Annotated in this window: 22 protein-coding genes and 2 pseudogenes; 16 read left to right on the top strand and 8 right to left on the bottom strand. The window is 31.8% G+C overall.

What is annotated here, in order from left to right:
- From bshC to QNK89_RS11235, 9 genes and pseudogenes are all read left to right on the top strand, one after another.
- Positions 1-227, top strand: a 227-nt coding sequence (gene bshC / locus QNK89_RS11275; protein WP_340171254.1) for a bacillithiol biosynthesis BshC, incomplete at its 5' end; no start/stop codon positions are given.
- Between the two features lie 3 nt (positions 228-230).
- Positions 231-1,600 (top strand): annotated as a pseudogene (locus tag QNK89_RS11270) (aminotransferase class V-fold PLP-dependent enzyme).
- 57 nt (positions 1,601-1,657) lie between these two features.
- The gene (guaA, locus tag QNK89_RS11265) at positions 1,658-3,190 is read left to right on the top strand and encodes a glutamine-hydrolyzing GMP synthase (protein WP_340171252.1); all 1,533 of its coding nucleotides are present in this window, start codon (positions 1,658-1,660) and stop codon (positions 3,188-3,190) included.
- Between the two features lie 204 nt (positions 3,191-3,394).
- On the top strand, positions 3,395-5,374 hold the full coding sequence (locus tag QNK89_RS11260; protein WP_340171250.1) for a LysM peptidoglycan-binding domain-containing protein: 1,980 nt from the start codon (positions 3,395-3,397) through the stop codon (positions 5,372-5,374).
- 51 nt (positions 5,375-5,425) lie between these two features.
- Positions 5,426-5,965 (top strand): hypothetical protein, encoded by a 540-nt coding sequence (locus QNK89_RS11255; protein WP_340171248.1) that lies wholly within the window; start codon positions 5,426-5,428, stop codon positions 5,963-5,965.
- 2 nt (positions 5,966-5,967) lie between these two features.
- Positions 5,968-6,201, top strand: a complete 234-nt coding sequence (locus QNK89_RS11250) for a DUF3820 family protein (RefSeq protein ID WP_340171246.1) — start codon at positions 5,968-5,970, stop codon at positions 6,199-6,201.
- A gap of 216 nt (positions 6,202-6,417) precedes the next feature.
- Positions 6,418-8,034: a CTP synthase gene (locus QNK89_RS11245; RefSeq protein ID WP_340171244.1), complete on the top strand. Its 1,617-nt coding sequence runs from the start codon at positions 6,418-6,420 to the stop codon at positions 8,032-8,034.
- A 131-nt stretch (positions 8,035-8,165) separates the two neighbouring features.
- Positions 8,166-10,082 (top strand): membrane protein insertase YidC, encoded by a 1,917-nt coding sequence (yidC, locus tag QNK89_RS11240; protein ID WP_340171242.1) that lies wholly within the window; start codon positions 8,166-8,168, stop codon positions 10,080-10,082.
- A 156-nt stretch (positions 10,083-10,238) separates the two neighbouring features.
- Positions 10,239-10,940 carry a toxin-antitoxin system YwqK family antitoxin gene (locus QNK89_RS11235; protein ID WP_340171240.1) on the top strand — a complete coding sequence of 234 codons (702 nt, stop codon included), beginning with the start codon at positions 10,239-10,241 and terminating at the stop codon, positions 10,938-10,940.
- A 107-nt stretch (positions 10,941-11,047) separates the two neighbouring features.
- On the opposite strand, the gene QNK89_RS11230 is transcribed toward QNK89_RS11235, so the two are convergent.
- Positions 11,048-12,049, bottom strand: coding sequence for a fasciclin domain-containing protein (locus QNK89_RS11230; RefSeq protein WP_340171238.1), 1,002 nt, complete (start codon positions 12,047-12,049; stop codon positions 11,048-11,050).
- Between the two features lie 231 nt (positions 12,050-12,280).
- Between QNK89_RS11230 and mnmA the strand changes: the two genes are divergently transcribed.
- From mnmA to QNK89_RS11200, 6 genes are all read left to right on the top strand, one after another.
- The gene (gene mnmA, locus QNK89_RS11225) at positions 12,281-13,471 is read left to right on the top strand and encodes a tRNA 2-thiouridine(34) synthase MnmA (protein ID WP_340171236.1); all 1,191 of its coding nucleotides are present in this window, start codon (positions 12,281-12,283) and stop codon (positions 13,469-13,471) included.
- 87 nt (positions 13,472-13,558) lie between these two features.
- Positions 13,559-14,500 carry a nitronate monooxygenase gene (locus QNK89_RS11220; protein ID WP_340171234.1) on the top strand — a complete coding sequence of 314 codons (942 nt, stop codon included), beginning with the start codon at positions 13,559-13,561 and terminating at the stop codon, positions 14,498-14,500.
- Between the two features lie 188 nt (positions 14,501-14,688).
- Entirely contained in the window at positions 14,689-15,222 is a 534-nt protein-coding gene (locus QNK89_RS11215) for a hypothetical protein (protein ID WP_340171232.1), read from the top strand.
- Positions 15,223-15,298: 76 nt separating this feature from the next.
- Positions 15,299-16,690: an MATE family efflux transporter gene (locus tag QNK89_RS11210; protein ID WP_340171231.1), complete on the top strand. Its 1,392-nt coding sequence runs from the start codon at positions 15,299-15,301 to the stop codon at positions 16,688-16,690.
- A 16-nt stretch (positions 16,691-16,706) separates the two neighbouring features.
- Positions 16,707-16,934 (top strand): hypothetical protein, encoded by a 228-nt coding sequence (locus QNK89_RS11205; protein ID WP_340171229.1) that lies wholly within the window; start codon positions 16,707-16,709, stop codon positions 16,932-16,934.
- A 1-nt stretch (position 16,935) separates the two neighbouring features.
- Positions 16,936-17,520, top strand: coding sequence for a phosphatase PAP2 family protein (locus tag QNK89_RS11200; RefSeq protein ID WP_340171227.1), 585 nt, complete (start codon positions 16,936-16,938; stop codon positions 17,518-17,520).
- Between the two features lie 7 nt (positions 17,521-17,527).
- On the opposite strand, the gene QNK89_RS11195 is transcribed toward QNK89_RS11200, so the two are convergent.
- The 3 genes from QNK89_RS11195 to QNK89_RS11185 are packed head-to-tail and all read right to left on the bottom strand — an operon-like array spanning position 17,528 to position 20,491.
- Complete coding sequence (locus QNK89_RS11195; protein WP_340171225.1) at positions 17,528-19,162, bottom strand: phospholipid carrier-dependent glycosyltransferase; 1,635 nt, start codon at positions 19,160-19,162, stop codon at positions 17,528-17,530.
- Positions 19,155-19,778, bottom strand: a complete 624-nt coding sequence (locus tag QNK89_RS11190) for a lipid-A-disaccharide synthase N-terminal domain-containing protein (RefSeq protein WP_340171223.1) — start codon at positions 19,776-19,778, stop codon at positions 19,155-19,157. Before QNK89_RS11190 ends, QNK89_RS11195 begins: the two co-directional genes overlap by 8 nt.
- A complete protein-coding gene (locus QNK89_RS11185) occupies positions 19,778-20,491 on the bottom strand; it encodes a glycosyltransferase family 2 protein (protein WP_340171221.1) in 714 nt (237 codons plus the stop codon). Before QNK89_RS11185 ends, QNK89_RS11190 begins: the two co-directional genes overlap by 1 nt.
- Positions 20,492-20,589: 98 nt before the next feature.
- Between QNK89_RS11185 and QNK89_RS11180 the strand changes: the two genes are divergently transcribed.
- On the top strand, positions 20,590-21,531 hold the full coding sequence (locus QNK89_RS11180; protein ID WP_340171219.1) for an NAD-dependent epimerase/dehydratase family protein: 942 nt from the start codon (positions 20,590-20,592) through the stop codon (positions 21,529-21,531).
- A 250-nt stretch (positions 21,532-21,781) separates the two neighbouring features.
- Here QNK89_RS11180 and QNK89_RS11175 read toward each other — a convergent pair whose 3' ends face one another.
- From QNK89_RS11175 to QNK89_RS11160, 4 genes and pseudogenes are all read right to left on the bottom strand, one after another.
- The gene (locus tag QNK89_RS11175; RefSeq protein WP_340171217.1) at positions 21,782-22,303 is read right to left on the bottom strand and encodes a bestrophin family ion channel; all 522 of its coding nucleotides are present in this window, start codon (positions 22,301-22,303) and stop codon (positions 21,782-21,784) included.
- 108 nt (positions 22,304-22,411) lie between these two features.
- Positions 22,412-22,750 carry an FAD-dependent monooxygenase gene (locus QNK89_RS11170; RefSeq protein WP_340171215.1) on the bottom strand — a complete coding sequence of 113 codons (339 nt, stop codon included), beginning with the start codon at positions 22,748-22,750 and terminating at the stop codon, positions 22,412-22,414.
- A 128-nt stretch (positions 22,751-22,878) separates the two neighbouring features.
- Positions 22,879-23,589 carry an FAD-dependent monooxygenase gene (locus QNK89_RS11165; protein WP_340171256.1) on the bottom strand — a complete coding sequence of 237 codons (711 nt, stop codon included), beginning with the start codon at positions 23,587-23,589 and terminating at the stop codon, positions 22,879-22,881.
- A gap of 283 nt (positions 23,590-23,872) precedes the next feature.
- Positions 23,873-24,460 (bottom strand): annotated as a pseudogene (locus QNK89_RS11160) (methylmalonyl Co-A mutase-associated GTPase MeaB); the annotation flags it as partial.

Below are 24,460 nucleotides of genomic sequence, written 5' to 3'. Positions count from 1 at the left end.
TAAAAAATCTTGAAAAACGATTATTAACAGCTCAAAAACGAAAATTAGCAGATCAAGTTAATAGAGTAAAATTAATACAAGACCAACTGTTTCCAAATGGAAATTTACAAGAACGAAATATTAATTTTAGTGAGTTGTATTTAGAATTTGGAGACCAATTAATTACTAGTTTAATAGCCAACTTACAACCACTAAAAGGAGAGTTCTCTATACTAACTTTAGACTAAATTATGCACAAAATAGATATTGAGTTAATAGAAATGACTCTAGACATCATGAAATATGTCATTGGTAGAATTTCTGCAACAGAGCATCCTATTGGCAAACCCAAAAAGTACGAGGAGTTAAAAGAATTAGTAGGAGAGTCTATAACATCTCAAGGAGTAGGAGGCGAGTATGCCTTTAATTTATGGAAAGATCATTTAGCAAAAGCAAATGTACCAGTAGACCACCCAAGAAATTTAGCTTTTGTTCCTGCCTCACCAACACGAGCAGCAGTTATGTTCGATCTTGTAACATCTGCTTCTAGTATTCATGGAGCCTATTGGATGGAAGGTGCAGGATGAATTTTTTGCGAAAACGAAGCTATGAAATGGATAGTTTCATTAACTGGATTACCTAGTGGAGCTTTTGGTGTATTTACAAGTGGTGGTTCAGCTGCTAATCTATCTGCTGTAGTAACAGCAAGAGAATATTGGCGAGAATACGAAACTTATAAAAGAGAAAAAGGATTAATAATTACTTCCATTGGTGCACATTCATCTATTAAGGCAATGGCTAAAGTTGCAGATGTAGATATTTTATTAGTAGAAACTGAAGAGCGTTTAACAGGAACAGCACTTCGTGAAACTATAGATAAGTTAAATTTCCACCAACGTAAACGTCTTTTTGCAGTAGTTGCAACAGGTGGAACAACAAATGCTGGTATTATTGATGACTTAGAAGGAATAGCAGATGTATGCGAAAAAGAAAATGTATGGTTTCATGTCGACGCTGCTTATGGAGGTGGTGCATTAGCTGCAGATTCTGTTAGGCATTTGTTTAATGGTATAGAACGGTCAGACAGTATTACTATCGATCCACATAAATGGATGTTTTCTCCCTATGATTGTGGAGCAGTAATCTATAAAAACCCAGAATTAGCAAAAAATGCACACTCACAGCAAGGCTCTTACTTAGATATTTTTAAAGATGAAGGAGCTCATGGCTTTAATCCTACAGATTATCAAATTCAACTTACGCGTCGTGTTCGTGGCTTGCCTTTATGGTTTTCATTAGGAACTCATGGTACAGATAAATATAAACAAGCCGTTGAGCGTGGTATCGAATTAGCTCAAATTGCGGGAAGATTAATTCAAGAAAACCCAATTTAGAACTGGTTAGAGAACCAAGCTTATCTTGTGTGCTTTACAGAAGAATAGGTTGGAAACCAGAAGACTATACACATTGGACTTACGAAAACCACAAAAAAGGATTTGCTTTAGTAACACCTACAAAATGGAAAAATGGAAATGCGTTCGAAACCGTTTCTCGTTTTTGTTTTATTAGTCCAGATACAACAGAGAATGATATTCAACTCATTTTAGAATCAATGAATTAATTTTAAAAACTAGTTTATTAAAACTGATAATTAAAAAATCAATTACTATTTTTGCACATGCAACACGATAAAGTACTTATTTTAGATTTCGGATCGCAATACACACAGCTTATTGCACGTAGAGTTAGAGAACTTAACATCTATTCAGAAATATACCCATTCAATAAAATCCCAAAAAATTTAGAAGACTATAAAGCGGTAATCTTATCAGGAAGCCCAATGTCTGTTAGGTCTACAGAAGCATTTCATCCAGATTTAAAAGGAATTCGAGGCGTAAAGCCTATGCTTGCCGTTTGTTATGGAGCACAATATTTAGCACATTTTTCTGGAGGAGAAGTAGCAGAGTCTAACACAAGAGAATACGGTCGTGCAAACTTAAATTTTGTTGCAGAAGATGCCTTTTTAAAAGGAATTTCTGCAGGAAGTCAAGTATGGATGAGCCATAGTGATACTATTAAAAATTTACCAACAAATGGAATTCTTTTAGCAAGTACTCATGATGTTAAGAATGCAGCATATAAAATAGAAGGAGAATCAACATATGCAATCCAGTTTCATCCAGAAGTATACCACTCTAAAGATGGGAAACAATTATTAGAAAATTTCTTAATAGGTATAGCAAACGTAAATCCAGATTGGACACCAAATACCTTTGTTGGCGAAACAGTAGAAGCACTTCAAAATCAAATTGGAAAAGATAAAGTAGTATTAGGCTTATCAGGCGGAGTAGATTCTTCTGTAGCAGCCATATTATTGCATAAAGCTATTGGTGAGAACTTATATTGCATCTTTGTAAATAATGGATTATTACGTAAAAACGAATTTACAGATGTGTTAGAGCAATACAAAGGTATGGGCTTAAATGTAAAAGGAGTAGATGCTTCGGCACGCTTTTTGGATGCACTTGCAGGAAAGAGCGATCCAGAAGAAAAACGTAAAGCTATTGGTCGCGTTTTTATAGAGGTATTCGATGACGAAGCACATGAAATTGAAGATGTAACCTATTTAGCACAAGGCACTATTTATCCAGATGTTATAGAAAGTGTAAGTGCAACAGGAGGACCAAGCGCAACTATAAAAAGTCATCATAATGTAGGTGGATTGCCAGATTTTATGAAACTTAAAACAGTAGAACCACTTAAAGCCTTGTTTAAAGACGAGGTACGTAGAGTTGGTGCTTCTATGGGAATGGACCCAACTTTATTAGGTCGTCATCCTTTTCCAGGACCAGGCTTGGCAATAAGAATTTTAGGAGACATTACTCCCGAAAAGGTTCGTATTTTACAAGAAGTAGATGCCGTTTTTATTAACGAATTAAGAGCTGCAGGATTATACGATAAAGTGTGGCAAGCAGGTGCAATTTTATTGCCTGTAAACAGTGTTGGTGTTATGGGAGACGAGCGAACATACGAAAAATGTGTTGCACTAAGAGCAGTAGAAAGTACAGATGGTATGACAGCAGATTGGGTAAATTTACCTTACGAATTTCTGCAAAAAACCAGTAACGATATAATAAACAAAGTAAAAGGCGTGAATAGAGTGGTCTACGATATTAGTAGTAAACCACCAGCAACAATTGAGTGGGAATAACAAAAACGTAACCTGTCACTTCGAGTGATTTTCGAAACATGAGAAAATAGTATCGAGAAGCGCAGTTATTTTTGAAGTATTAATAATAATTTGGGCGTTACCACAAGGGTCGCGTTTTACATTATATCTTTTTTTGCCATTTATGGCAGCAAAAAAAAGGATGCCATTACAACCGCTAACGCAATTTATAACGTATAATAATATATGAAGAAAATAATATACATCCTTAGCCTATTTATTCTATTAGCTTGTGGCTCTGCAAATGCTCAGAAATATAACACTCACAGAGTTAAATCTGGAGAAACAGTAGAAAGTATTGCAAAAAAATACCAAGTAACAACTTCAGACATCCATAAGTTAAATCCAGACTCTAGAGAAAAATTAAGTATTAATTCCATTTTAATAATACCCAAAGCAGGAACTGTTATTTCAACAACCACATCAACTACAACACCAGAAAAGGAAAAAGTAGTAAAAAAAACCTTCGATGGTTATATAAAGCATAAAACAAAAAGAAAAGAAACCTTATTTAGTATTTCGCAAAAGTATAATATAGAAATAGAAGATATTAAAAAACACAATACCTTTCTCTATGCAAACAACCTTAGAAAAGGCGATAGATTACAAATACCTGTATTTAAAAAAGTTATAACCTACGTAAATGTTCCAGAAACTGTTGTAGCAGTAAACACAACCTATGTAGTGCAACCAAAAGAAGGAAAATGGCGATTAGCTTATAAGTATGGAATTACAGTACCAGAACTAGAAGCATTAAACCCAAACATGCCAAGCATGTTACAATCTGGTCAAACCATTAACGTTCCAAATCTAAAGACAGATCAAGTTAAAACCGTTGAAGCAGATTATAGCTACTACAAGGTATTACCAAAAGAAGGGTATTATAGATTAAAAATTAAATTAGGTATAGAGCAAGTAGACTTAGAGCGTTTAAATCCAGAACTAGTAATCACTGGTTTAAAAGAAGGAATGATTCTAAAAGTACCTTTAGATAGTTCCATTAATAATGCTGAAAATACCAATCAAGGCAATGTTATTAATAGCACATTCGAGAATGCTAACTTAGTCAATAAAGTAACAGACTATAGTGTTAAAAACATAGCAGTTATGTTGCCTTTTACGCTTAATAAAATTAATACAGATTCTATTTTTGATACTAAACAAAAAATAAAAAAAGATAGAACTTTAGGGATTACTTTAGACTTTTATACTGGTGCATTAGTAGCATTCGATTCTCTTAAAAAATTAGGTATCAATCTAAAAGTAGAGGTTTTCGATACCCAAAACAGATTAAGCGAAGTTAACACTATAGTTAGAGCAAACGATTTTTCTAACACTCATGCAGTAATAGGACCATTGTTGCCTAATAATTTTAATGCAGTTGCAAGCGCTTTAGAAAGCAATAACGTACCTGTAATATCACCAATAGTTAAAACAGTTAATCTTGGTCGTAATGTGTTTCAATCTAGGCCAAACGATAATGATTTAGAGGTTAAAGTTATAGAATATTTTAAATCAGATTCTACAGCTCAAATTGTGGTAATTTCAGATTTAAAACGAAAACCAACAAGTACAATGCTTAAAAGTAAATTTGCTAATGCAAAACTAGTGAGTTCAAGTTTAGATAAAAAAACAAAAAAAGACGACCATTACATAGTAGAGCAAGATTTAATAAATGTTATCAAGCCAGGAAATAACGTTGTGTTTTTAGAAACAGATAATGCTGGTTTTGTATCAAATGTAACCAGTATCCTTAATGGATTGCAGATAGAAGGTGCTAAAATAACCTTAACAACAACTAACCAGAATAATGCATTCGAAGACGATGAGGTTTTAAATTACCATTTATCTAATTTGCATTTTACTTATCCATCAATCTCAAAGAGGTTTAATCTAGAATCTAATAATTCATTTGTAAAGCAATACAAACAACAATTCAATACTTCACCAAACAAATATGCTATTCGTGGTTTTGATATTACTATGGATGTGGTGTTGCGTTTAGTAAGCTCACAAGATCTTTATCAATCTGTAGAGAGTTATCCATTTACATCTTATGTAGAGAATAAATTTGCGTACAAAAAGAAAACGTTTGGAGGTTTCTACAATGAGAGTGTTTATTTAGTGCAGTATAACGCGTTAGAAATAGAAGAGATAAAACAATAAGAATAGCGAATGTTTCGTTTTCTATAAACAAAACACTACACCTATTTCGCTATGAATAAATTTTTTGTAATTATTGGTTTCTCTTTGTGTTGCTTAAGTGATACAACAGAAATTCCTTGGCAAGAAAACCACAAATTAGAATGGGCAGATTTTAAAGGAGAACCAGATCAAGGTTGTGATTCAGTGGTAGTTACAGCCTCTGGTATAACGTTTAGCTATTCTATAGAAAAAAGTAGAGGTGTTGGTATTACTGGTTTTAAAACTAAGGTGTTTGCACATTTTTATCCAGAGTATTCTTGGTGTAAAAAAGCAGAAATAGATGCAAGTATATTAAACCACGAACAGTTACATTTTAATATTACAGAGTTAAACGTTAGATGTTTTAGAGAAAAAATTGCAACATTAAAAGCATCTAATCTTATCGAAAAAGAGCTTAGTCAAGCTCATGAAAAAGCTAATACTAACTTGCAAACAATGCAAAACCTTTACGATACAGAAAGTAATAACTCTATTAATAGTGAGGGACAAGAAAAATGGGTGGCTTTTGTAGCTAAAGAGCTAAAACGCTTAGAAAAATTTAAATCTAAATAATTGTGCTTCAACCTGATAAGACTTTTTTAATAAAATTGGCACATACAAAAATGCCATACGGTAAATATAAAGATCGCTATTTAATAGATTTGCCAGAATACTATGTTGTTTGGTACCATAATAAAGGCTTTCCAAAAGGTAAGTTGGGAGACATGCTAGAAACTGTATATACTTTAAAATTAAATGGCTTAGAACAATTAGTTAGAAACATACAACGTAATTTTGATAAAATATAAGATTTTTAGTGGTTTCATTTAATGCGATGATAAAAGTTCGTTTCAATATTTTTTATCAGACGTTAAACGAAGTTAACCTGTTTTTTCGAGAAAGTCAAGGCGGTATTTGTTTTAAGAGCATCCTAAAACAAGGATTACATGGAATAAAAAATAAACCTGTAAATTCGAAATTTTCCAACTAAAAAGTGTAAATTTGCTCGCGTTTAACAACGCACAATGGCAGCTACCACAAAATACATATTTGTAACAGGAGGAGTAACTTCTTCACTTGGAAAAGGCATAATAGCAGCTTCTTTAGCGAAGCTTCTGCAAGCACAAGGTTACAGAACAACAATTCAAAAATTAGATCCTTACATAAACGTAGATCCTGGAACTTTAAATCCGTATGAGCATGGCGAATGTTATGTTACAGATGATGGTGCAGAAACAGATTTAGATCTTGGTCACTACGAGCGTTTTTTAAACGTACCTACAAGTCAAGCTAATAATGTAACCACAGGACGTATTTACCAAAGTGTAATAGAAAAAGAACGTCGTGGCGAATTTTTAGGTAAAACAGTACAGGTAATTCCTCATATTACAGACGAGATAAAACGTAGAATTCAAATTCTAGGACGCTCTGGAGATTACGATATTGTTATTACAGAAATTGGTGGAACAGTAGGTGATATAGAATCTTTACCATATGTAGAGAGCGTAAGACAATTAAAATGGGAATTAGGCGAGAATAATGCTTTAGCAATACACTTAACATTAATTCCTTACTTAGCAGCAGCTGGAGAATTAAAAACTAAGCCAACGCAACATAGTGTTAAAACACTTATGGAAAGTGGAGTGCAGGCAGATATTTTGGTGTGTAGAACAGAACACGAATTATCTCAAGAAATTAGACATAAATTAGCGCGTTTTTGTAACGTAACACCAGATTCTGTAATACAATCTATAGATGCATCTACTATTTACGATGTACCTAACTTAATGCTAGAAGAAGGTTTAGATACTGTAGTACTTAGAAAGTTAGGGCTAGAAAGTAATACTCCAGACTTAACACAATGGAACGCTTTTTTAAAGCGACATAAAAACCCAAAATCTGAGGTTAATATTGGTTTAATAGGAAAGTATGTAGAGCTTCAAGATTCTTATAAATCCATTTTAGAAGCCTTTATTCATGCTGGAGCAGAGAATGAAGTTAAAGTAAATGTAGAATCTATTCATTCTGAATATTTAAATGGAGAGAATTCTAAAGCCATGTTATCTCATTTGGATGGTGTATTAGTTGCACCTGGTTTTGGAGAAAGAGGTATTGAGGGTAAAATTGATGCTGTAAGATATGTACGTGAAAATAATATTCCGTTTTTAGGAATTTGTTTAGGTATGCAAATGGCAGTTATAGAGTTTTCTCGTAATGTTTTAGGTTTAGAGAATGCGAACTCAACAGAGATGAATGCTAATACAGCACATCCTGTTATAGATTTAATGGAAGCGCAAAAAACCATTATAGATAAAGGTGGAACCATGCGTTTAGGCGCTTGGGATTGTAAATTAGATTCTAATAGTATAGTTGGAAAACTTTATAATACAGAAACTATAAAAGTGCGACACAGACACCGTTATGAATTTAATAGTGACTACAAAACGCAAATTAAAGAAAAAGGCATGATTGCAACAGGTTTAAATCCTGAAACAAATCTTGTAGAAATTGTAGAAATACCAAGCCATCCATGGTTTGTAGGTGTGCAATACCATCCAGAATATAAAAGTACAGTTGCTAATCCTCATCCTTTATTTATAGCATTTGTAGCAGCAGTATTAAAGCATAAAAAAAGTAAGTAAGGTGTCAGTATGGCATAAAATAAATTACGGATTACTTTTTGAAGAGTAATTTTACAGAAAACAGACCTGTTTGTTTTTTAACTAGCAGGTTTTTTAAATAACTAATTAGTTACCGCTTTAGCGGAAATAATATGGAAGAAAAGAAATTAGACGTAAAATCGATAATAGGATTCGTACTTATATTTGGGATCTTATTATTTATGGTGTGGAATAACCAACCATCACCAGAAGAAGTTGCAGCAGAGAAAGCAAAACAAGAACTTGTAGAGTTAGAGAATGCTAAAGAAGCTGCAAAAGCCGAAATCAAAGAAGAGATTAAAGTTTTAGATTCTCAAGATTTTTCAAACTTAAAACCAGGAGATTCTTTACAAGAAGTAGCACTTCAAAATAAATATGGTGCTTTTGCATATGGTATGGGTTTGCCATCTCAAGATCAAATGGTAGATAATGGAGTACTTAATTTAACGTTTTCTAAAATTGGTGGTCATTTATCAGAAGTTAAACTTAGTAAGTTTGTAGATTTCGATTCTATTCCTATTTACTTAGTAAAAGATAATAACGCGAGTTTTAATATTAATTTAGGTACTACAGAAAGTAGAATTTTAAATACTAAGGATTTACCTTTTCAATCTAAAGTAACTAAAAACATAGAAAACACTGTAGTTTCTATGAAACTTAAAGTGTCTGAAACTAAATTCTTAGAATACTTATATGTAATTAAGCCAAACGATTACATGATAGATTTTACAATAAAATCTCAAGGCCTAAAAGAAGTTATTAATGGCTCTCAAGACGTAAAATTAGAATGGTTTCAAACCAGTAAGCGTCATGATGAAAGTATTAGTTACGAAAACCGTTATACACGTTTAACATACCAATATGATGATGGAAGTATAGATAAATTATCGCAAGCTGGAGAAGATGAAGAAACAGTAGAAAATGCAGATTGGTTATCTTTTAGACAACATTTCTTTAGTACTATTTTGGTAGCAGATAAGCCTTTAAAATCTGTGCTGTTAACTTCTAAAGATTTAGTAGAGGACGAAGATATAGACACTTTATTCACTAAAACATTTGGAGCCAAAACTAATTTAGAATTAACAGGTAATGAGTTAAATACTAATTTCGGTTTGTTTTATGGACCTACAGATAGTGAGGTTTTAAAGCCTTACAATAAAAGCCTAGAAGAAAGTATACCTCTTGGTTGGGGACTTTTTGGATGGATTAACGAGTATTTATTTATTCCATTATTTGGGTTTTTAAGTAAGTATTTGCCATTTGGTATTGCCATTATTGTAATGACAGTACTTATTAAGTTAGTAATGTCTTTTGTACAATACAAACAGTATTTGTCGCAAATGAAAATGAAAATCCTCAAGCCAGAGTTGGAGGCAATTAGAGAGAAGTACAAAGACAACAAAACGAAATCTCAGCAAGAAACAATGGCCTTGCAAAATAAAGCAGGAGCAAGTCCGCTTGCAGGCTGTTTACCAGCGTTAATACAAATGCCAGTATTTTATGCTTTATTTATGTTTTTCCCAACAGCTTTTGCATTAAGACAAAAGAGTTTCCTTTGGGCTGATGATTTATCTTCTTTCGATGCCATTTATCATTTTCCAGAAGGCTTTAGTATTCCTATTTATGGAGATCATATTAGTTTATTCCCAATATTAGCTGGTATTGCAATTTTCTTTTACATGAGAATGACAACAGGGCAACAAACAGCTTCTGCAGCACCTCCTCAAGAAGGAATGCCAGATATGCAAAAGATGATGAAATACATGATCTATTTTGCACCAGTAATGATGATTGTTTTCTTTAATTCTTATGCCTCTGGACTTAGTTTATATTACTTTATTTCAAACTTAATTAGTATTGGAATTATGTTAGTAATCAAGAACTACATTTTAGATGAAGATAAAATTCATGCACAAATGCAAGTTCAAAAAGCAAAGCCGAAGAAAGAAAGTAAGTTTCAGAAAAAAATGAAAACTATGATGGAGCAGGCAGAGCAACAAAAACAAGCACAGAAGAAAAATAAAAAATAAGAAAAATATTTTTTTTAGAAGCTGCCATTCTATATTAAGTTTGGCAGCTTTTTTGTTTACCTTATTTAGGTCTAGAACAATTTCAATATTTAATGCTCGTTATTTATGTATTGTTTCTACTTTAAAATTAATATAGAATTAAATTAAAATATAAAAATGAAAAAAATAGTAATCATAATTTTTGCATTAGTATCTACTTTAGGTTTTTCACAAGAAATTAATCAAAAAGATGCAAATGGTTTTCGTCATGGAGATTGGAGAAAAAATTTCGAAGGCACAAAAGTTTTAAGATACGAAGGACAATTTAATCATGGAGTAGAAGTTGGTACCTTTAAATTTTATAAAAATATAGATGGTAAACCTTCATTAACAGCAACAAGAACTTATACTCCAAATAGCGAACTTGCTGAAGTGAAGTTTTATTCTTCAACTAAAAAATTGATTAGTGTTGGTAAAATGCGTGGTAAAACGTTTGTAGGTAAATGGCTTTATTATCATAACAAATCTAAAGTTGTAATGACAGAAGAAGTGTATGATAATAAAGGAAAGCTAGAAGGCTTAAAAAAAACGTATTACTTAAGTGGGCAATTGGCGCAACAAGAAAACTATAGTTCAGGTATTTTAGTAGGAGAGTCTAGATGGTTTTCAGAAACAGGAACGTTAATTAGGGTTTTTAATTATCAAAATGGAGAATTACATGGTCTAGCAAAAGTTTTTGATGCTAAAGGTAATATAGAAAAGGAAGGTGTATACCAAAAAGACAGACGACATGGTATTTGGAAGTTTTATAAAAACGGAAAATTAGATAAAGAAAAAGATTTTACTAGATATAGTAAAAACCCATATAAGAAGAAATAGTATAAAATAAACAAAGCACTTAGAAAAATTTCTAAGCGCTTTTAGTTTAATAAAAGGACTTTTGCTATCAACCAACCGAAGAGTATGCCTTTTATTAATTTTTCTTATTACATAGGTAATAATACTTTGTTTATTGCGTGTATAACTCCGTTAGAAGCTTGTACATCTACTGCAACAATTCCTATGTCTGTATTGTTAGAACCATCAGTAACATCAGCAATATTTCCATTTGTACCAGGTAATATTATAGAGAAATCTTGTCCTTGAACACTTTCTGCAGTTGTTGTTCCAGGATTTGTTAAAGCTCCAGAAGGAACATTGCCATCGGTAGTTAGGTGGTGTAATAAAACAGCTGTAAGTGTTGCATCGTCAATGTCTCCAGGTCCATTCCAAGCTGGATTAGAATCCAATAATGCTGTAAATGCTGCGTTTGTTGGAGCAAGAACAGTTAAAGGAGCAGAAGCAGATGCGTTAGCTAAATTAGCAGCAGGAACATTTTGGTTTGTTAAAAATAATGAAGCTTCTAAGCTTGAGAAAGTATCATCAGCAGTAACAAATGTTAATAATGTTGGTAGAGTAATTACAGCATCGACAACATGAACAACACCATTACTTGTAGAAATATCTGCTAAACCAGAAACAACACTAGAAGCACCATTGAAAGTTACTCCTGAGTTTCCGTTAAAAAAGATACTTAAGTTTGTAGAACCAGGTCCAGATGCTAAAGTATTTCTGTATCCTATGTTATCAGCTAAAGCTCCAGAAAGAATGTTTTCATCAGCAATGACATGGTTTAACAATATTTGTGTTAAGACATTATTATCGATATCAGCAATTTCGCCCCATGCCATATTGCTATCTAATAAAGCTTGAAAAGCATCGTTAGTTGGTGCTAAAACTGTTCTTTGTCCATCTGCTGAAAGTGCATCTACTAATCCAGTTTGAATAACAGCCTCTACTAACATACTTAAAGCAGGTGTTGCTTGTGCTGTTTCTACAATATTTAATAGTTGCACCACTGATGGTGTAGTAGCATCATCATCGTTACTACATGACCATACTAGTGATAATACTAAAAGTAATACCGGTAATTTTCTTAAATTTTTCATTGTTAATTGATTTTTTTTGTGATTATTATTTTTTGTTTACAATTATTTTAATAGTTACAAAGTATAAATAAATTTAAACACATTGAATTAAAGTTTTGTTAAACTTTTCACAAGAAATGTTAAACAGAAAAATTTAAGCTTTTTGAATATTAGAATATTGGTATCATAAAAAGTAAATTCTTGTATCTTTGTAATCACAATAAAAACAGACTTAAATTTTAGGGATTTAATATGAGAAAAAGAGTAATCGTAGGACTTTCTGGAGGTGTAGATTCTAGTGTTGCAGCTTATTTATTAAAAGAGCAAGGCTATGAAGTTATAGGTCTTTTTATGAAAAACTGGCATGATGATTCTGTAACAATATCAGATGAATGTCCATGGTTAGACGATAGTAATGATGCCATGTTGGTTGCCGAAAAATTAGGAATTCCTTTTCAAACTGTTGACTTAAGTGAAGAATATAAAGAGCGTATAGTAGATTATATGTTTAATGAGTATGAAAAAGGACGCACTCCAAATCCAGATGTACTTTGCAATAGAGAGATTAAGTTTGATGTGTTTATGAAAATTGCACTTGATCTTGGAGCAGATTATGTTGCAACAGGCCATTATTGTAGAAAAGGAGTAATTGAAAAAGATGGAAAGGAAGTATTTCAATTATTATCTGGAAATGACAATAATAAAGATCAATCCTATTTTTTATGTCAATTATCTCAACAACAACTAGCGATAGCATTGTTTCCTATTGGAGAGCTTCAAAAGCCAGAAGTACGTGAAATTGCTTCAAAAGCCGATTTAATTACAGCAGATAAAAAAGATTCTCAAGGCCTATGTTTTATAGGAAAGGTGAGATTGCCAGATTTTCTTCAGCAGCAGTTAAAACCAAAAGAAGGTGTTATTGTAGAGATACCAAAAGATAATATAAATTATAAAGCGACTAAAATATCATTCAATACAAAAACCGAAGAGCTTCAGTATTTATCTAGAAAAGCTGAATATGCTATAACAGATGGAGAAGTGGTAGGTAAACATCAAGGAGCTCATTATTTAACAAAAGGTCAGCGTAAAGGCTTGTCTGTTGGTGTAAAAGTAGAACCATTATTTGTTATCGATACTGATGTAATAGAAAATGTAATTTACACAGGACAAGGTAAAACGCATCCTGGTTTATATAAAAAAGCATTATTTGTTTCTAATGAAGAATTACATTGGGTAAGATCAGATTTGGCTTTAAAAACAGATGAAACTATGAGTGTTTTAGCTCGAATTCGCTACAGGCAACCGTTAGATAATGCAATATTACATAAAGTAGATTCTGGTTTGTATGTGGAATTCGAGAATTTACAATCTGCTATTACAGAAGGCCAATTTGTGGCTTGGTATCTAGAAGACGAATTGGTTGGTTCTGGTGTAATTTCTTAATATTAGTTTCTACGTTTCTTTATTGCGAGTGCAAAGGACGCGGCAATCTGTTTAAATTAAAATCATCTCGTATTTAGCTTATAAACTATGCAAAATAAAATAACAAAACTATTTAATATAGAATATCCAATCATACAAGCAGGAATGATTTGGAATAGTGGATGGCGTTTAGCTTCTGCAGCAAGTAATTCTGGAATTCTGGGTCTTATAGGCGCAGGAAGTATGTATCCAGAGGTGTTGCGTGAACACATTCAAAAATGTAAAAAAGCGACTAATAAGCCGTTTGGTGTAAATGTGCCAATGTTGTATCCAAATATTACAGAGATTATGGATATAATAGTAGAAGAAGGTGTAACCGTTGTTTTTACATCTGCAGGAAACCCAAAAACCTGGACCAAATGGTTACAAGACAAAGGCATAACCGTTGTGCATGTTGTAAGTAGCGTAAAGTTTGCTTTAAAAGCACAAGATGCTGGAGTAGATGCGATAGTTGCAGAAGGTTTTGAAGCTGGAGGACACAATGGTAGAGACGAAACCACAACGCTAACTTTAATACCAATGGTAAAAGAGCAATTACAAATTCCATTAATTGCTGCAGGAGGAATTGCAACAGGAAAAGCCATGTTAGCGTGTATGGTTTTAGGAGCAGATGGTGTGCAAGTGGGAAGCCGTTTTGTGGCCAGTGAAGAATCTTCTGCACATGAAGCATTTAAACAAGTAGTGGTAGATGCTAAAGAAGGCTATACTCATTTAACATTAAAAGAATTAGCACCTGTGCGTTTAATAAAAAATAAGTTTTTTAACGATTTACAAGAATTATATAAAACAGCACCAACGACTGAACAGCTTAAAGAATTATTAGGTAGAGCAAGAGCGAAACGTGGTATGTTTGAAGGTGATTTAGAAGATGGCGAATTAGAGATTGGGCAAATTGCTGGATTAATTCATGATGTTAAGCCTGTAAAAACGATTGTTTTAGAAATGGTTAATGAGTTTGAAGAAGCAAAGGCTTGTGCTTCAAGATTATAAATTTTAAACTTACACATAAATTAGTATTATTTTTATTTAATGATTTAACGCAACCTATTGTATGATATTACATCTATTAAATAATAAGGTAATTAGATTTAATATTTTAAAGTAATAATATATAGATGCAAATTAAAAAGGTAAAGTTATTAGCATTGTTAATTATTGTTTCAATATCATTTCTAGCTATGAGATTTGAAGAAACTGCTATAGATGAAGATATTCCAACAATAGTAAAAGCTCGTGTTTACGATTATTATGAAGATATGCCTTTTGAAAATTACAAAATAAAAATTGGAGAATATAAATATGGTTCAGGGATTGGTCCATCTCAATTTCAGAGGTTTGTCGATTCTGTTTGGAATGTCTATTTTTCACCACTAAGAATAGATAATGATAGCATTGGTAAAAGTTTTACCAAAGAATTTATTTTTTATTATTTTCATCCAGTTAATTTAAAAGTAACTTTGAATGATATAGAAAGCTTACCCGTAAAAATAAGTCTAGATTTGTCTAATAGTAGACCTGAAGACCTAGATCTTAGTGGCGTTGAATTAGAGAGGACTGTTTTTTTATCACCTACTTCAACCGAAAATAAAATATACTTCTCTAGAAGAAATTCCGATAATCTTAATCAATCATTTTTCATTCAAGCACCAGCTTCAAGCCCAACAGGAACTCTAGATTTTACAATTATAATTAATGACTCTGATTTTCAATAATTATTAAGTTTTTATAAACTTATAGTATTTTAATAATAAATTCGAAAACCAATAATCGAAGCACTACTTTTGCAAAATGGTTTTAAGCAGTTACACAAAAGAGTTTAAATACAACTGGAAATTAGCAGCACCTGTAATGCTAGGCATGCTAGGTCATACTTTTGTGAGTTTTGTAGATAATATAATGGTTGGCCAAATAGGTACAGCAGAATTGGCTGCTGTATCTCTAGGAAATAGCTTTATGTTTATAGCAATGTCTCTAGGTATTGGTTTTAGTACAGCCATAACACCATTAGTTGCAGAGGCAGATTCTGCACAGGATTTTAAAGGAGGAAAATCGGCATTAAAGCATGGTCTCTTTTTATGTTCTCTTTTGGGTGTTTTTTTATTTTTATTACTATTCTTCGCAAAACCATTAATGTATTTAATACAACAGCCAGTTCAGGTTGTAGAATTAGCAATGCCATATTTAGATTTGGTTGCTTTTTCTTTAATTCCATTAATTATTTTTCAAGCCTTTAAGCAATTTAGTGACGGTTTATCCATGACTAAATACCCAATGTATGCTACTATTTTAGCAAATGTTATAAATGTTGTTTTAAACTATTTATTGATTTTTGGAAAATTTGGTTTTCCAGAGCTAGGAATTGTTGGTGCAGCATATGGAACTTTAGTATCGCGATTTATAATGCTATGGTATTTGTGGTATTTATTAAAGAAAAAAGAAAAATCGAAAGCCTTTGTAACTAACATTAAACTATTTGTTTTAGATAAGTTAATACTAATAAAAATTATAAATTTAGGTGCACCAAGCGCTATGCAAATGTTTTTTGAGGTTGCCATTTTTACAGCAGCCATTTGGTTAAGTGGTTTATTGGGCAAAAATCCACAAGCAGCAAACCAAATTGCATTAAACTTAATTTCTATGTCGTTTATGGTAGCTTCGGGATTAGGTGTTGCCTCTATGATTAGAGTAGGAAACCAAAAAGGATTAAAAAAATACCATGAGTTGCGTCGTGTTGCCTTTTCATTGTTTCTTTTAGGAACACTATTCGCAATAGGATTTGCTTTGTTATTTGCTATTTTTCGCAATTATCTACCTAGAATATATGTAGATTTTGACGATGTGGTAAATTTTGATGATAATATGGAAGTTGTATCAATAGCTTCAAAATTATTATTAGCAGCTGCAATTTTTCAAATAAGTGATAGTATTCAAGTATTAGTTTTAGGAGCATTACGTGGTTTACAAGACGTAAAAATTCCAACCTTAATAACCTTTATTTCCTATTGGCTAGTTGGCTTTCCTATTAGTTGGTTTTTAGGTAAAGAAGAAGCATATGCAAGTTTTGGTATTTGGTTAGGTTTATTAGCTGGCTTAACTACTGCTTCAATTTTATTATATATTCGATTTAACTATCTTACAAAAAGGCTAATTTTGTCTAATGACTTAATAACGAACAAATAAATAAAAGACCACTTTAATGACACTTCCAAAATTTATACTAGGCGATAACACAGATTTACCAAATGCAATATTCGTTATTCATACAGAGTTTCCAATGTTTATTATAAACTTAGAAGACGATGAGGTAGAATGGTTAGAAGATTTTGACCAGCATGACCATAAAGAACTAGAAATGGAAACAGAAAACATGATAAAAGAAGCGACAGCTTTTTACGATAGAGAAGTTGCACGTTACGACGATTAATATGTTAGAACAATTAATAGAATTAGATCACGAAACATTTCTATACTTAAATGGTTTAGGAACAGATACTTGGGATAGTTTTTGGCTATTTTATACAGATAAAAAACATTGGATTCCTTTCTATATTTTTTTAGCTTATCTAATGTATAAACGTTTAAATACTAAAATGTTTATCCTTACTTTAATTGTTATTGCATTAATGATATTGGTAACAGATCAAGTAACAAACTTGTTTAAGAAAGTATTGTTTTTGCGATTACGACCTTGCCATAATGCGGATTTAATTGATCAAATGCGTTTAGTAAAGTCCTGGTGTGGTGGGCAATTCGGATACTTTTCTGGACATGCTAGTAATTCTATGGCTGTAGCTGTATTTACTGGGTTAATGTTTAGAGACCGTTATAAATACTTAATTTTTATCTTGCTTTTTTGGGCTGCTTTAATGGGTTATAGTCGCATTTATATTGGTGTTCATTTTCCATTAGATGTAGTTAGTGGTTTTGCTTTTGGTACATTATCTGGTTTTGGATTCTACAAGTTAGATAAATATCTTCAAAAGAGATTTATTTATAATAAAAATGAGTAGCGATTTTCTATTTCTTAGTAAGAATATAAAACACACTTTTTAAACGTGGATTGTTTTGTTTAGATGTATTTCCAAAGTGATTTAAATCATAATTCCCAATAACCTCCACATAATATTTAGAACGTATTTCGGCTTCATTTTCAGGACTCATTGCATTTACGAATATGCCAAATGTATTATCTTCAGGAAAAATATAAGCTTTGTCTTTTCTTCCAATTTCTGGAATTGTAGTACCATAATCCCAAATGGTTTCTGGAGCAATGTAGTTTATGGCATAAAGTTTAATATCTCGCTTTTGGTTTTCTTCATTTAAATTAGAAAAACTATTAAAGGTTTCATTTTTAAAAGCTTCGGAAAGTGGCAAAACAAAAACAGCAACCGAAGCAAAAAATAACACAGTTAGTAGAAATACGCTTTTAATATTTTTTGATTTTAACTGAACTAAAATGAATATGCCAATTATAAATAATACAACTGATGCTAACGTGAAATTAAAAAGATGATTTTGTAATTCAGTACTAAAAAACAGATACATTACAATAGGAAACGCGATACCAATAAGCCCAATTAATCCAAAATTAAAATAAACAGGAAGTGTTTCTCGTTTGTCCTTTAGAGTTTTAAATTCTCTTATTAAATACTCTATGTAAAAACCAATATTAAATGCTAACGGAATTAATACAGACATTAAATAGCGTGATTTTTTCATTGGTATTAAAGAGAGTAAAACAACTGCAGTTATAGTCCAAAGAAAACTAAATTTATATGATCTATAGTTGCTTACACGCTTTTTTAAATAAGGATATAATAAAGATATAAACGCTGGAATTGTCCATAATCCGCTTTGTGTAAAAAAGCTCCAGTAATAGTAAAATGGTCTGGTGTTATAGCCTGACCATGTGCTTGTTTCTCTTGTAATAATAGCATCTAATGTCGAAGAATCTTGTAATTTAACATACAAATACCAAGATCCACCAATAGCTAAACCTAGAATAATAGCACATAATATATACAGCCATTTTTGCTTTAAATCTTTGTATTTAAAACTAAATCCATAAGCTACTAAAAATGGTAAAAATAAAGCATAAATAGAAATAGGACCTTTTGCTAATATGGAAAAACCTAAGAAAATTCCAGCATAAAAAGTGTGTTTCCAGAGTTTATTATTTGTATTAAACAGTTTGTAGAAATTATAAATAGCCACTAGCATAAAAGCATGTGTAAAAATATCTGAAGGTGCCTCGAAAGTAATACCTATAACATAAAAAGAGGTGATTAAAACCAAGGCGTTAATTAGGCTATGCATCCTGCTTTTTAAAATAGTTTTAGAAAGGTAATACATAAAACTGCCAGCAAGCATAACCATTAAAACAGCAGGTAAACGCATACCAAACAGACTTTTCTCTCCAAAAATGACACCACTTAAAGCAGAAAACCAAGCAGGTAGAGGTGGTTTTTGGTAACGTACAACATTATTCATTGTGGTTAGTAACCAATGGTCGTAATTAAGCATTTCGCGTGCTGTAATAAAGTTACGCGCTTCCATAATAGACACTTGTAAAATCTCTAAATTAGGTAATAGCATAATGGCTACAAACAAGCAAATAGCTATTATAGGATGTTTTTTTAGCGTTTTAAGCATCTTGATTTTTTAGAATAATTAAATTTCTAATATATATAACAGTTCCTAAAATATGTCCAGTGAAAAGTACTGGATCTTTTCTAAAAATAGCATAAGTTAAAATAAGAATAGAACCTATTAAACTTAGAGCCCAGAAACCTAGAGGTAAAGAAGAGTCTTTTTGTTTTTCAGAATATAACCATTGGTATACAAAACGTAAGGTAAAAATAACTTGAGAAATTATACCTAAAGTTAATAGCCAAAACGGAATATCTTCGTTTTTAAAGAATATAGTAACGTCTATTCTATTATTGTTAAAATAAAATACACCAACAAAAAGTGGCATGAATAGTAAGATATAGCGCAATATTACAGGTATTTTTTTCCACTGATGTTGGAGTTGTAAATTCCTAATATAAATAAAGTAAGTTAAGGCTTGACCCAGCATAATAGCGAAGTCGTCTCTTTTATAACCATAAATAAAAAGTAGAAAAGAAGCAATTAAACTTAGGGTCCAAAACAATGTAGGTGTTACTACTTTTTTTGTTTTTTCACTAGAAATCCATTGTATAATAAGACGAGACGAAAATAAAATTTGAGCTAAAAACCCAATGCTATATATTAACCAGTCGCTCATTAATTTTGTTTAGCAACTTCGTAATTTATGTATTTTCTTTTCATCCATAAATAAGCAAAACAATCCATTAAAGGACCAAGTAATCTATTCCAAACACCAAATTTGGCTTCACCTGCAACTCTTGGAAAATGCTGTACAGGAATTTGTTTAATAGTTCCGTTTTGTAATAAGATCATGGCAGGTAAAAATCTGTGTAAACCTTTAAACATTGGAATGCGCTTTGCGTAATCTGTTTTTATTACTTTTAATGGACAACCAGTATCGTCCATACCATCGTGTGTAAAACTTCTACGAATACCGTTTGCAATTTTAGAAGACATGTTTTTTACAAATTTGTCTTTTCTATTAGCACGAACACCTGTAACCAAATCGTTTTCGCTAATATGTTCAAGTAGTAAATTAAAATCGTTGGGAGCCGTTTGTAAATCGCTATCAATATAACCTACAAGTTCGGTTTCTGTATAATCAAATCCTGCTTTAATAGCAGCACTTAGGCCTCTATTTTCTTTAAATGAAATGAATGAGAACTCTACGTTTCTATTGCAAATATCTTCAATAATTGATTGACTTTTATCTTTAGAGCCATCATTAACAAACAAAATTTTAGTATTTTTTGTTGCTATTTTCGTGTATGCTAAAAGTTCTGTTTCAACACGTAATAAGTTATCTTCTTCATTATAAACAGGAACAACAATGGTAAATTGGTAACTCATAAGATGGTCTCAATAGTAATACAAATGTATTGTTTTTCTAAGAATTGAAATCGATTATCAAATAAAATATGTTTATTTGTAATACAACAAATAGAAATATGAAGATTTTAGTTACAGGAGCAGCAGGTTTTACAGGTTCTCATACATGCGAACGGTTAAAAAGTTTAGGACATGAGGTAATAGGTTTAGATAACTTTAACACGTATTACAGTATAGAACTAAAGCATTTAAACGAAAAAGCATTAAACAATAAAGGTGTCACTATTATTAAAAGCGATTTACGAGATAACGCTTTCGCGGAATTGCTTCCTAAAGACATTAACTACATCTTTCATTTTGCAGCGCAGCCTGGTATTTCGGCTTCATCAACTTTTGAAGATTATTTTGAAAATAATATTATAGCAACCAAAAATTTAATTGATTATGCGTTAACATTAACCAATTTAAAACTGATGGTTAATATAGGAACCTCTTCCATTTACGGATTAGAAGCTACGTTTCCAGAAAGCATTGCACCACAACCAGCGTCGCACTATGGTGTAACAAAGTTGGCTGCAGAGCAATTAGTACTTCAAAAAAGTAGAGAGCAATTATTTAACTCGTGTTCTTTGCGTTTATATTCTGTAATTGGACCAAGAGAACGACCAGAAAAAATGTACACTAAGTTAATTATGTGTGCCTTTAATAATACCGAGTTTCCTTTGTATAATGGAAGTGCATCACATTTAAGAAGTTTTACTTACATTGGCGATATTGTAGATGGTATTGTAAGTGTTATTGGTAATGAAACTAAGGTTAATGGAGAAATTATAAATCTTGGAACAGAAGTAGAGCATACAACACAAGATGGTATTGATGCTGTCGAGCAAGTTATTGGTCAATCTATTAAAATAAACCATGTTGAAGCTAGAGCAGGAGATCAATTACGTACTAAAGCGAATATTGAAAAAGCAAGGAGACTCTTAGATTATAATCCACAAACAACGTTGCTTGAAGGTGTAAAAGCACAAGTGGAGTGGTATAAGGCTAATTTTTTGTAACAATTTTTAGGTTATTTTCAAAATATTCGTTTAAATTCGATGATAAAAATCGTTTCAATGTTTTTTATCAGACGTTAACGAAGTTAGTATATTTTTATTACAAAGTCAATTACTCCAAAATCAGTAATAATCTCTCTAGAACTCTGTTTTAATTCAATATAACTTAAAAATTATTATGAGTTTGTTTTAAATAACATAGAAATCTACTTACATCTGGGTATCGTAAATCATAGGAAACTGTTTTGGTATTTCATCTAAAGATTCTCCTAAATTTTGCCTTAAATCTATTTTCAATACCTCTAGCCATAGTAGAAATAGGTACATCATTTGCTGAGCCCTCAAATGGGTTTTCTCCTGTTCTTCCTATTTTTTCCATAGTATGAAAAATCCATGCCACAATAACATAAAATAGAATAGATAACCAAATAAATAGCGAGCCAATAGTAGCGTGTTCTTCACTTATTTCTTTTCCTATTTCTGCGAATTGAGGCGTAATTACTAAGGGAAGTAATAGTACAAAAACCCACATAAAATAATGGTTTAGAGTTGCAAACTGATGTGGATAAGGAAAGTTTTTTATGCGCTCAGATTGTCCTTGAAGTGTAAATAGTTCTTGTAAAACACCTTCTAATTCTAAAAAAGAGAACTCCCAAACAATGTTTTTTTCTTTTAATTTTTTAAGATGATGAGATTGCAAATATAACATGGCAGTTTGCTTATTATTTTTGCTCATTACATACTCTAAATCTTCTTTAGAGAGATACGGTTCCATATCGTCTTCTAAATTAGTATTCCATTCTGGAGGACTTACTATTTCGCTCCATTCTTTGTTTTATCATGCATTAAGTCTGATTAATTTGAAGAACTTGTTAATATACTGTTATACTTCTTCATTTTTTATATCTCTTCCTCTTGGCGCATTACCTTCTTGCAATACATTATTAGAGTGCAAAAGTTGGGCTGCTTTAGCCGAGTCTTTTACTTTTTTAGCACTACGTTCTAGCATTTCGGTTTCAAAGGCATGTAATACACTTTTTCTTAAGCCATTTGTTCTCCATTTAGATTTTGGTCTGCAATTTTTAGTAATAGCACGGGCTAGAGCTAAAGCATCTAATAAGGCTTGGTTTGCACCTTGTCCTTTAAACGGACTCATTGGGTGTGCTGCATCACCAATTAAAGTTGCTGGTCCTTTGTGTTCTAACCATTCTGGTTTTAGCAATGCTCTATCATAAACTGGGTATCCAGAAATTTCCGTTTCTGGTGTTGCAGTTAAAATTTCTGGAATAGGACTGTGCCATTGTGTTCTTTTACAAGCCTCTATTTTAAGTGCTTTTGCACCTTTTTTGCTTAATATTTTCGCCTCTTTTTCTGAGACCGAAAACTAAGCTGCCACATTATTGCGTTCTCTGTGTAAGGCATCATATAAATACGTTCTTTACCATTTGTAGTTTGAAATACAGTTTTAGAATCTAGCAAAGTCTTATCTAAAGTTTTAATAGTCTCTAATGGACAAATGCCTAATATAACAATACACCCTAAATAGGATAGAGGAGAAGTGTCCTTACCAATAAGTTTTGTTCTTACAACACTTCTAATACCATCTGCTCCAATTATAAGGTCTGCTTTAGCATTTTTAATTTCACCATTAACATCAAAACTAAGCTTAATCTCTTTATTTTTAATTGTTGTAAAATCTATTAATTTATGATTCCATTGTATTGCATCATGGTTTTTAAGTTGTTTTAATAAAGCTAGACGTAACGATTGCCTTGGTATATGAATATTTGTGTTTTTAGATGCTTTTTTATTTTCTGAAGGTTTCCATTTTCTTAATCCCCATTCACCAATTACTGTTCCATCTGTAGTATGCACTATATGTTTTGTTGACACTAAACTGTCTTCTAAGTTTAAAATTCCAAAACCTTTAATTGCTTTACTGGCTTGTTGTAGTGAAATGCCGTAACCTTGAGAACGTTCATTAAAATTACCATCACGCTCATAAAGTGTAAAAGAAATACCACGATGTAAACAGGCTACAGCTAGAGCAGTACCACCAATTCCTCCACCTATAATGGCAATGTGTGGAAAGTGCTCTGTATTTGTAGTAGGATGGTTTTTAGAACGAATTAATCCAGAGCCAGAACAGTTTAAACAGGAATAAAGCGGTCGTTTATGACGAATAGCAGCTTTGCCTTTGTTTTTATTAAAATGTTCTAAAGCGAGTTGTTAACGAAGCTTAACTTTTTTGCTAAACTTTCGGCTCTTTTTACCTTGTCCTTTACATTCTAGACAAGTAGACCAGCTTGTCTCTTTATTTTTCATTTTAAATCTTTCTTGGAACTTATTTTAAAGCTAATAAATACTCAGCAGCTAGAAATGGTGTCGTTTTATTTGTATCAATAAGCATTAGCTGTTTTTTTAGTTCTTTTTTTATTTCAGTATTATTAAAGAAATCACTTTTTAGTTGATTTTCAATAGTTTGAATAAGCCAAAATTTGTTCTGTTCGTTACGTTTAGAATAAAAGTATTTATTCTCATTAGTAAGTTTAAGGTACTCTAAAATCATATTATAAATAGCTTCGATACCTTCATTTTTAATAGCACTACAAGTCACTACTTTTGGTTGCCATTTAGAGGCTTTTATTGGGTACATGTGTAGCGCACGATTAAATTCTACTTTGGCTAATTTTGCGTGTTTGGCATTGTCTCCATCTGTTTTGTTAATGGCAATTGCATCTGCCATTTCAATTATACCACGCTTTATACCCTGAAGTTCGTCTCCAGCACCAGCAAGTTTTAATAATAAAAAGAAATCTGTCATCGAATGAACAACGGTTTCACTTTGGCCAACACCAACTGTTTCAATTAGAATCACATTATAACCAGCTGCTTCACATAAAATAACTGTCTCTCTAGTATTTCTTGCTAC

The sequence above is a fragment of the Lacinutrix sp. genome (assembly GCF_037625555.1).
In the GTDB taxonomy this organism is placed as follows: Bacteria; Bacteroidota; Bacteroidia; order Flavobacteriales; family Flavobacteriaceae; genus Lacinutrix.
The sequence above is the reverse complement of the archived record's forward strand: the minus strand, read 5'-3'. Positions and strand labels throughout refer to the sequence as shown.

What these genes read in the sequence shown, in the direction of transcription:
- guaA (WP_340171252.1), top strand. Translation starts at nt 1,658, where the DNA reads ATGCAACACGATAAAGTACTTATTTTAGATTTCGGATCGCAATACACA.
- QNK89_RS11260 (WP_340171250.1), top strand. Translation starts at nt 3,395, where the DNA reads ATGAAGAAAATAATATACATCCTTAGCCTATTTATTCTATTAGCTTGT.
- QNK89_RS11255 (WP_340171248.1), top strand. Translation starts at nt 5,426, where the DNA reads ATGAATAAATTTTTTGTAATTATTGGTTTCTCTTTGTGTTGCTTAAGT.
- QNK89_RS11245 (WP_340171244.1), top strand. Translation starts at nt 6,418, where the DNA reads ATGGCAGCTACCACAAAATACATATTTGTAACAGGAGGAGTAACTTCT.
- yidC (WP_340171242.1), top strand. Translation starts at nt 8,166, where the DNA reads ATGGAAGAAAAGAAATTAGACGTAAAATCGATAATAGGATTCGTACTT.
- QNK89_RS11235 (WP_340171240.1), top strand. Translation starts at nt 10,239, where the DNA reads ATGAAAAAAATAGTAATCATAATTTTTGCATTAGTATCTACTTTAGGT.
- QNK89_RS11230 (WP_340171238.1), bottom strand. Translation starts at nt 12,049, where the DNA reads ATGAAAAATTTAAGAAAATTACCGGTATTACTTTTAGTATTATCACTA.
- mnmA (WP_340171236.1), top strand. Translation starts at nt 12,281, where the DNA reads ATGAGAAAAAGAGTAATCGTAGGACTTTCTGGAGGTGTAGATTCTAGT.
- QNK89_RS11220 (WP_340171234.1), top strand. Translation starts at nt 13,559, where the DNA reads ATGCAAAATAAAATAACAAAACTATTTAATATAGAATATCCAATCATA.
- QNK89_RS11215 (WP_340171232.1), top strand. Translation starts at nt 14,689, where the DNA reads ATGAGATTTGAAGAAACTGCTATAGATGAAGATATTCCAACAATAGTA.
- QNK89_RS11210 (WP_340171231.1), top strand. Translation starts at nt 15,299, where the DNA reads ATGGTTTTAAGCAGTTACACAAAAGAGTTTAAATACAACTGGAAATTA.
- QNK89_RS11205 (WP_340171229.1), top strand. Translation starts at nt 16,707, where the DNA reads ATGACACTTCCAAAATTTATACTAGGCGATAACACAGATTTACCAAAT.
- QNK89_RS11200 (WP_340171227.1), top strand. Translation starts at nt 16,936, where the DNA reads ATGTTAGAACAATTAATAGAATTAGATCACGAAACATTTCTATACTTA.
- QNK89_RS11195 (WP_340171225.1), bottom strand. Translation starts at nt 19,162, where the DNA reads ATGCTTAAAACGCTAAAAAAACATCCTATAATAGCTATTTGCTTGTTT.
- QNK89_RS11190 (WP_340171223.1), bottom strand. Translation starts at nt 19,778, where the DNA reads ATGAGCGACTGGTTAATATATAGCATTGGGTTTTTAGCTCAAATTTTA.
- QNK89_RS11185 (WP_340171221.1), bottom strand. Translation starts at nt 20,491, where the DNA reads ATGAGTTACCAATTTACCATTGTTGTTCCTGTTTATAATGAAGAAGAT.
- QNK89_RS11180 (WP_340171219.1), top strand. Translation starts at nt 20,590, where the DNA reads ATGAAGATTTTAGTTACAGGAGCAGCAGGTTTTACAGGTTCTCATACA.
- QNK89_RS11175 (WP_340171217.1), bottom strand. Translation starts at nt 22,303, where the DNA reads ATGGAACCGTATCTCTCTAAAGAAGATTTAGAGTATGTAATGAGCAAA.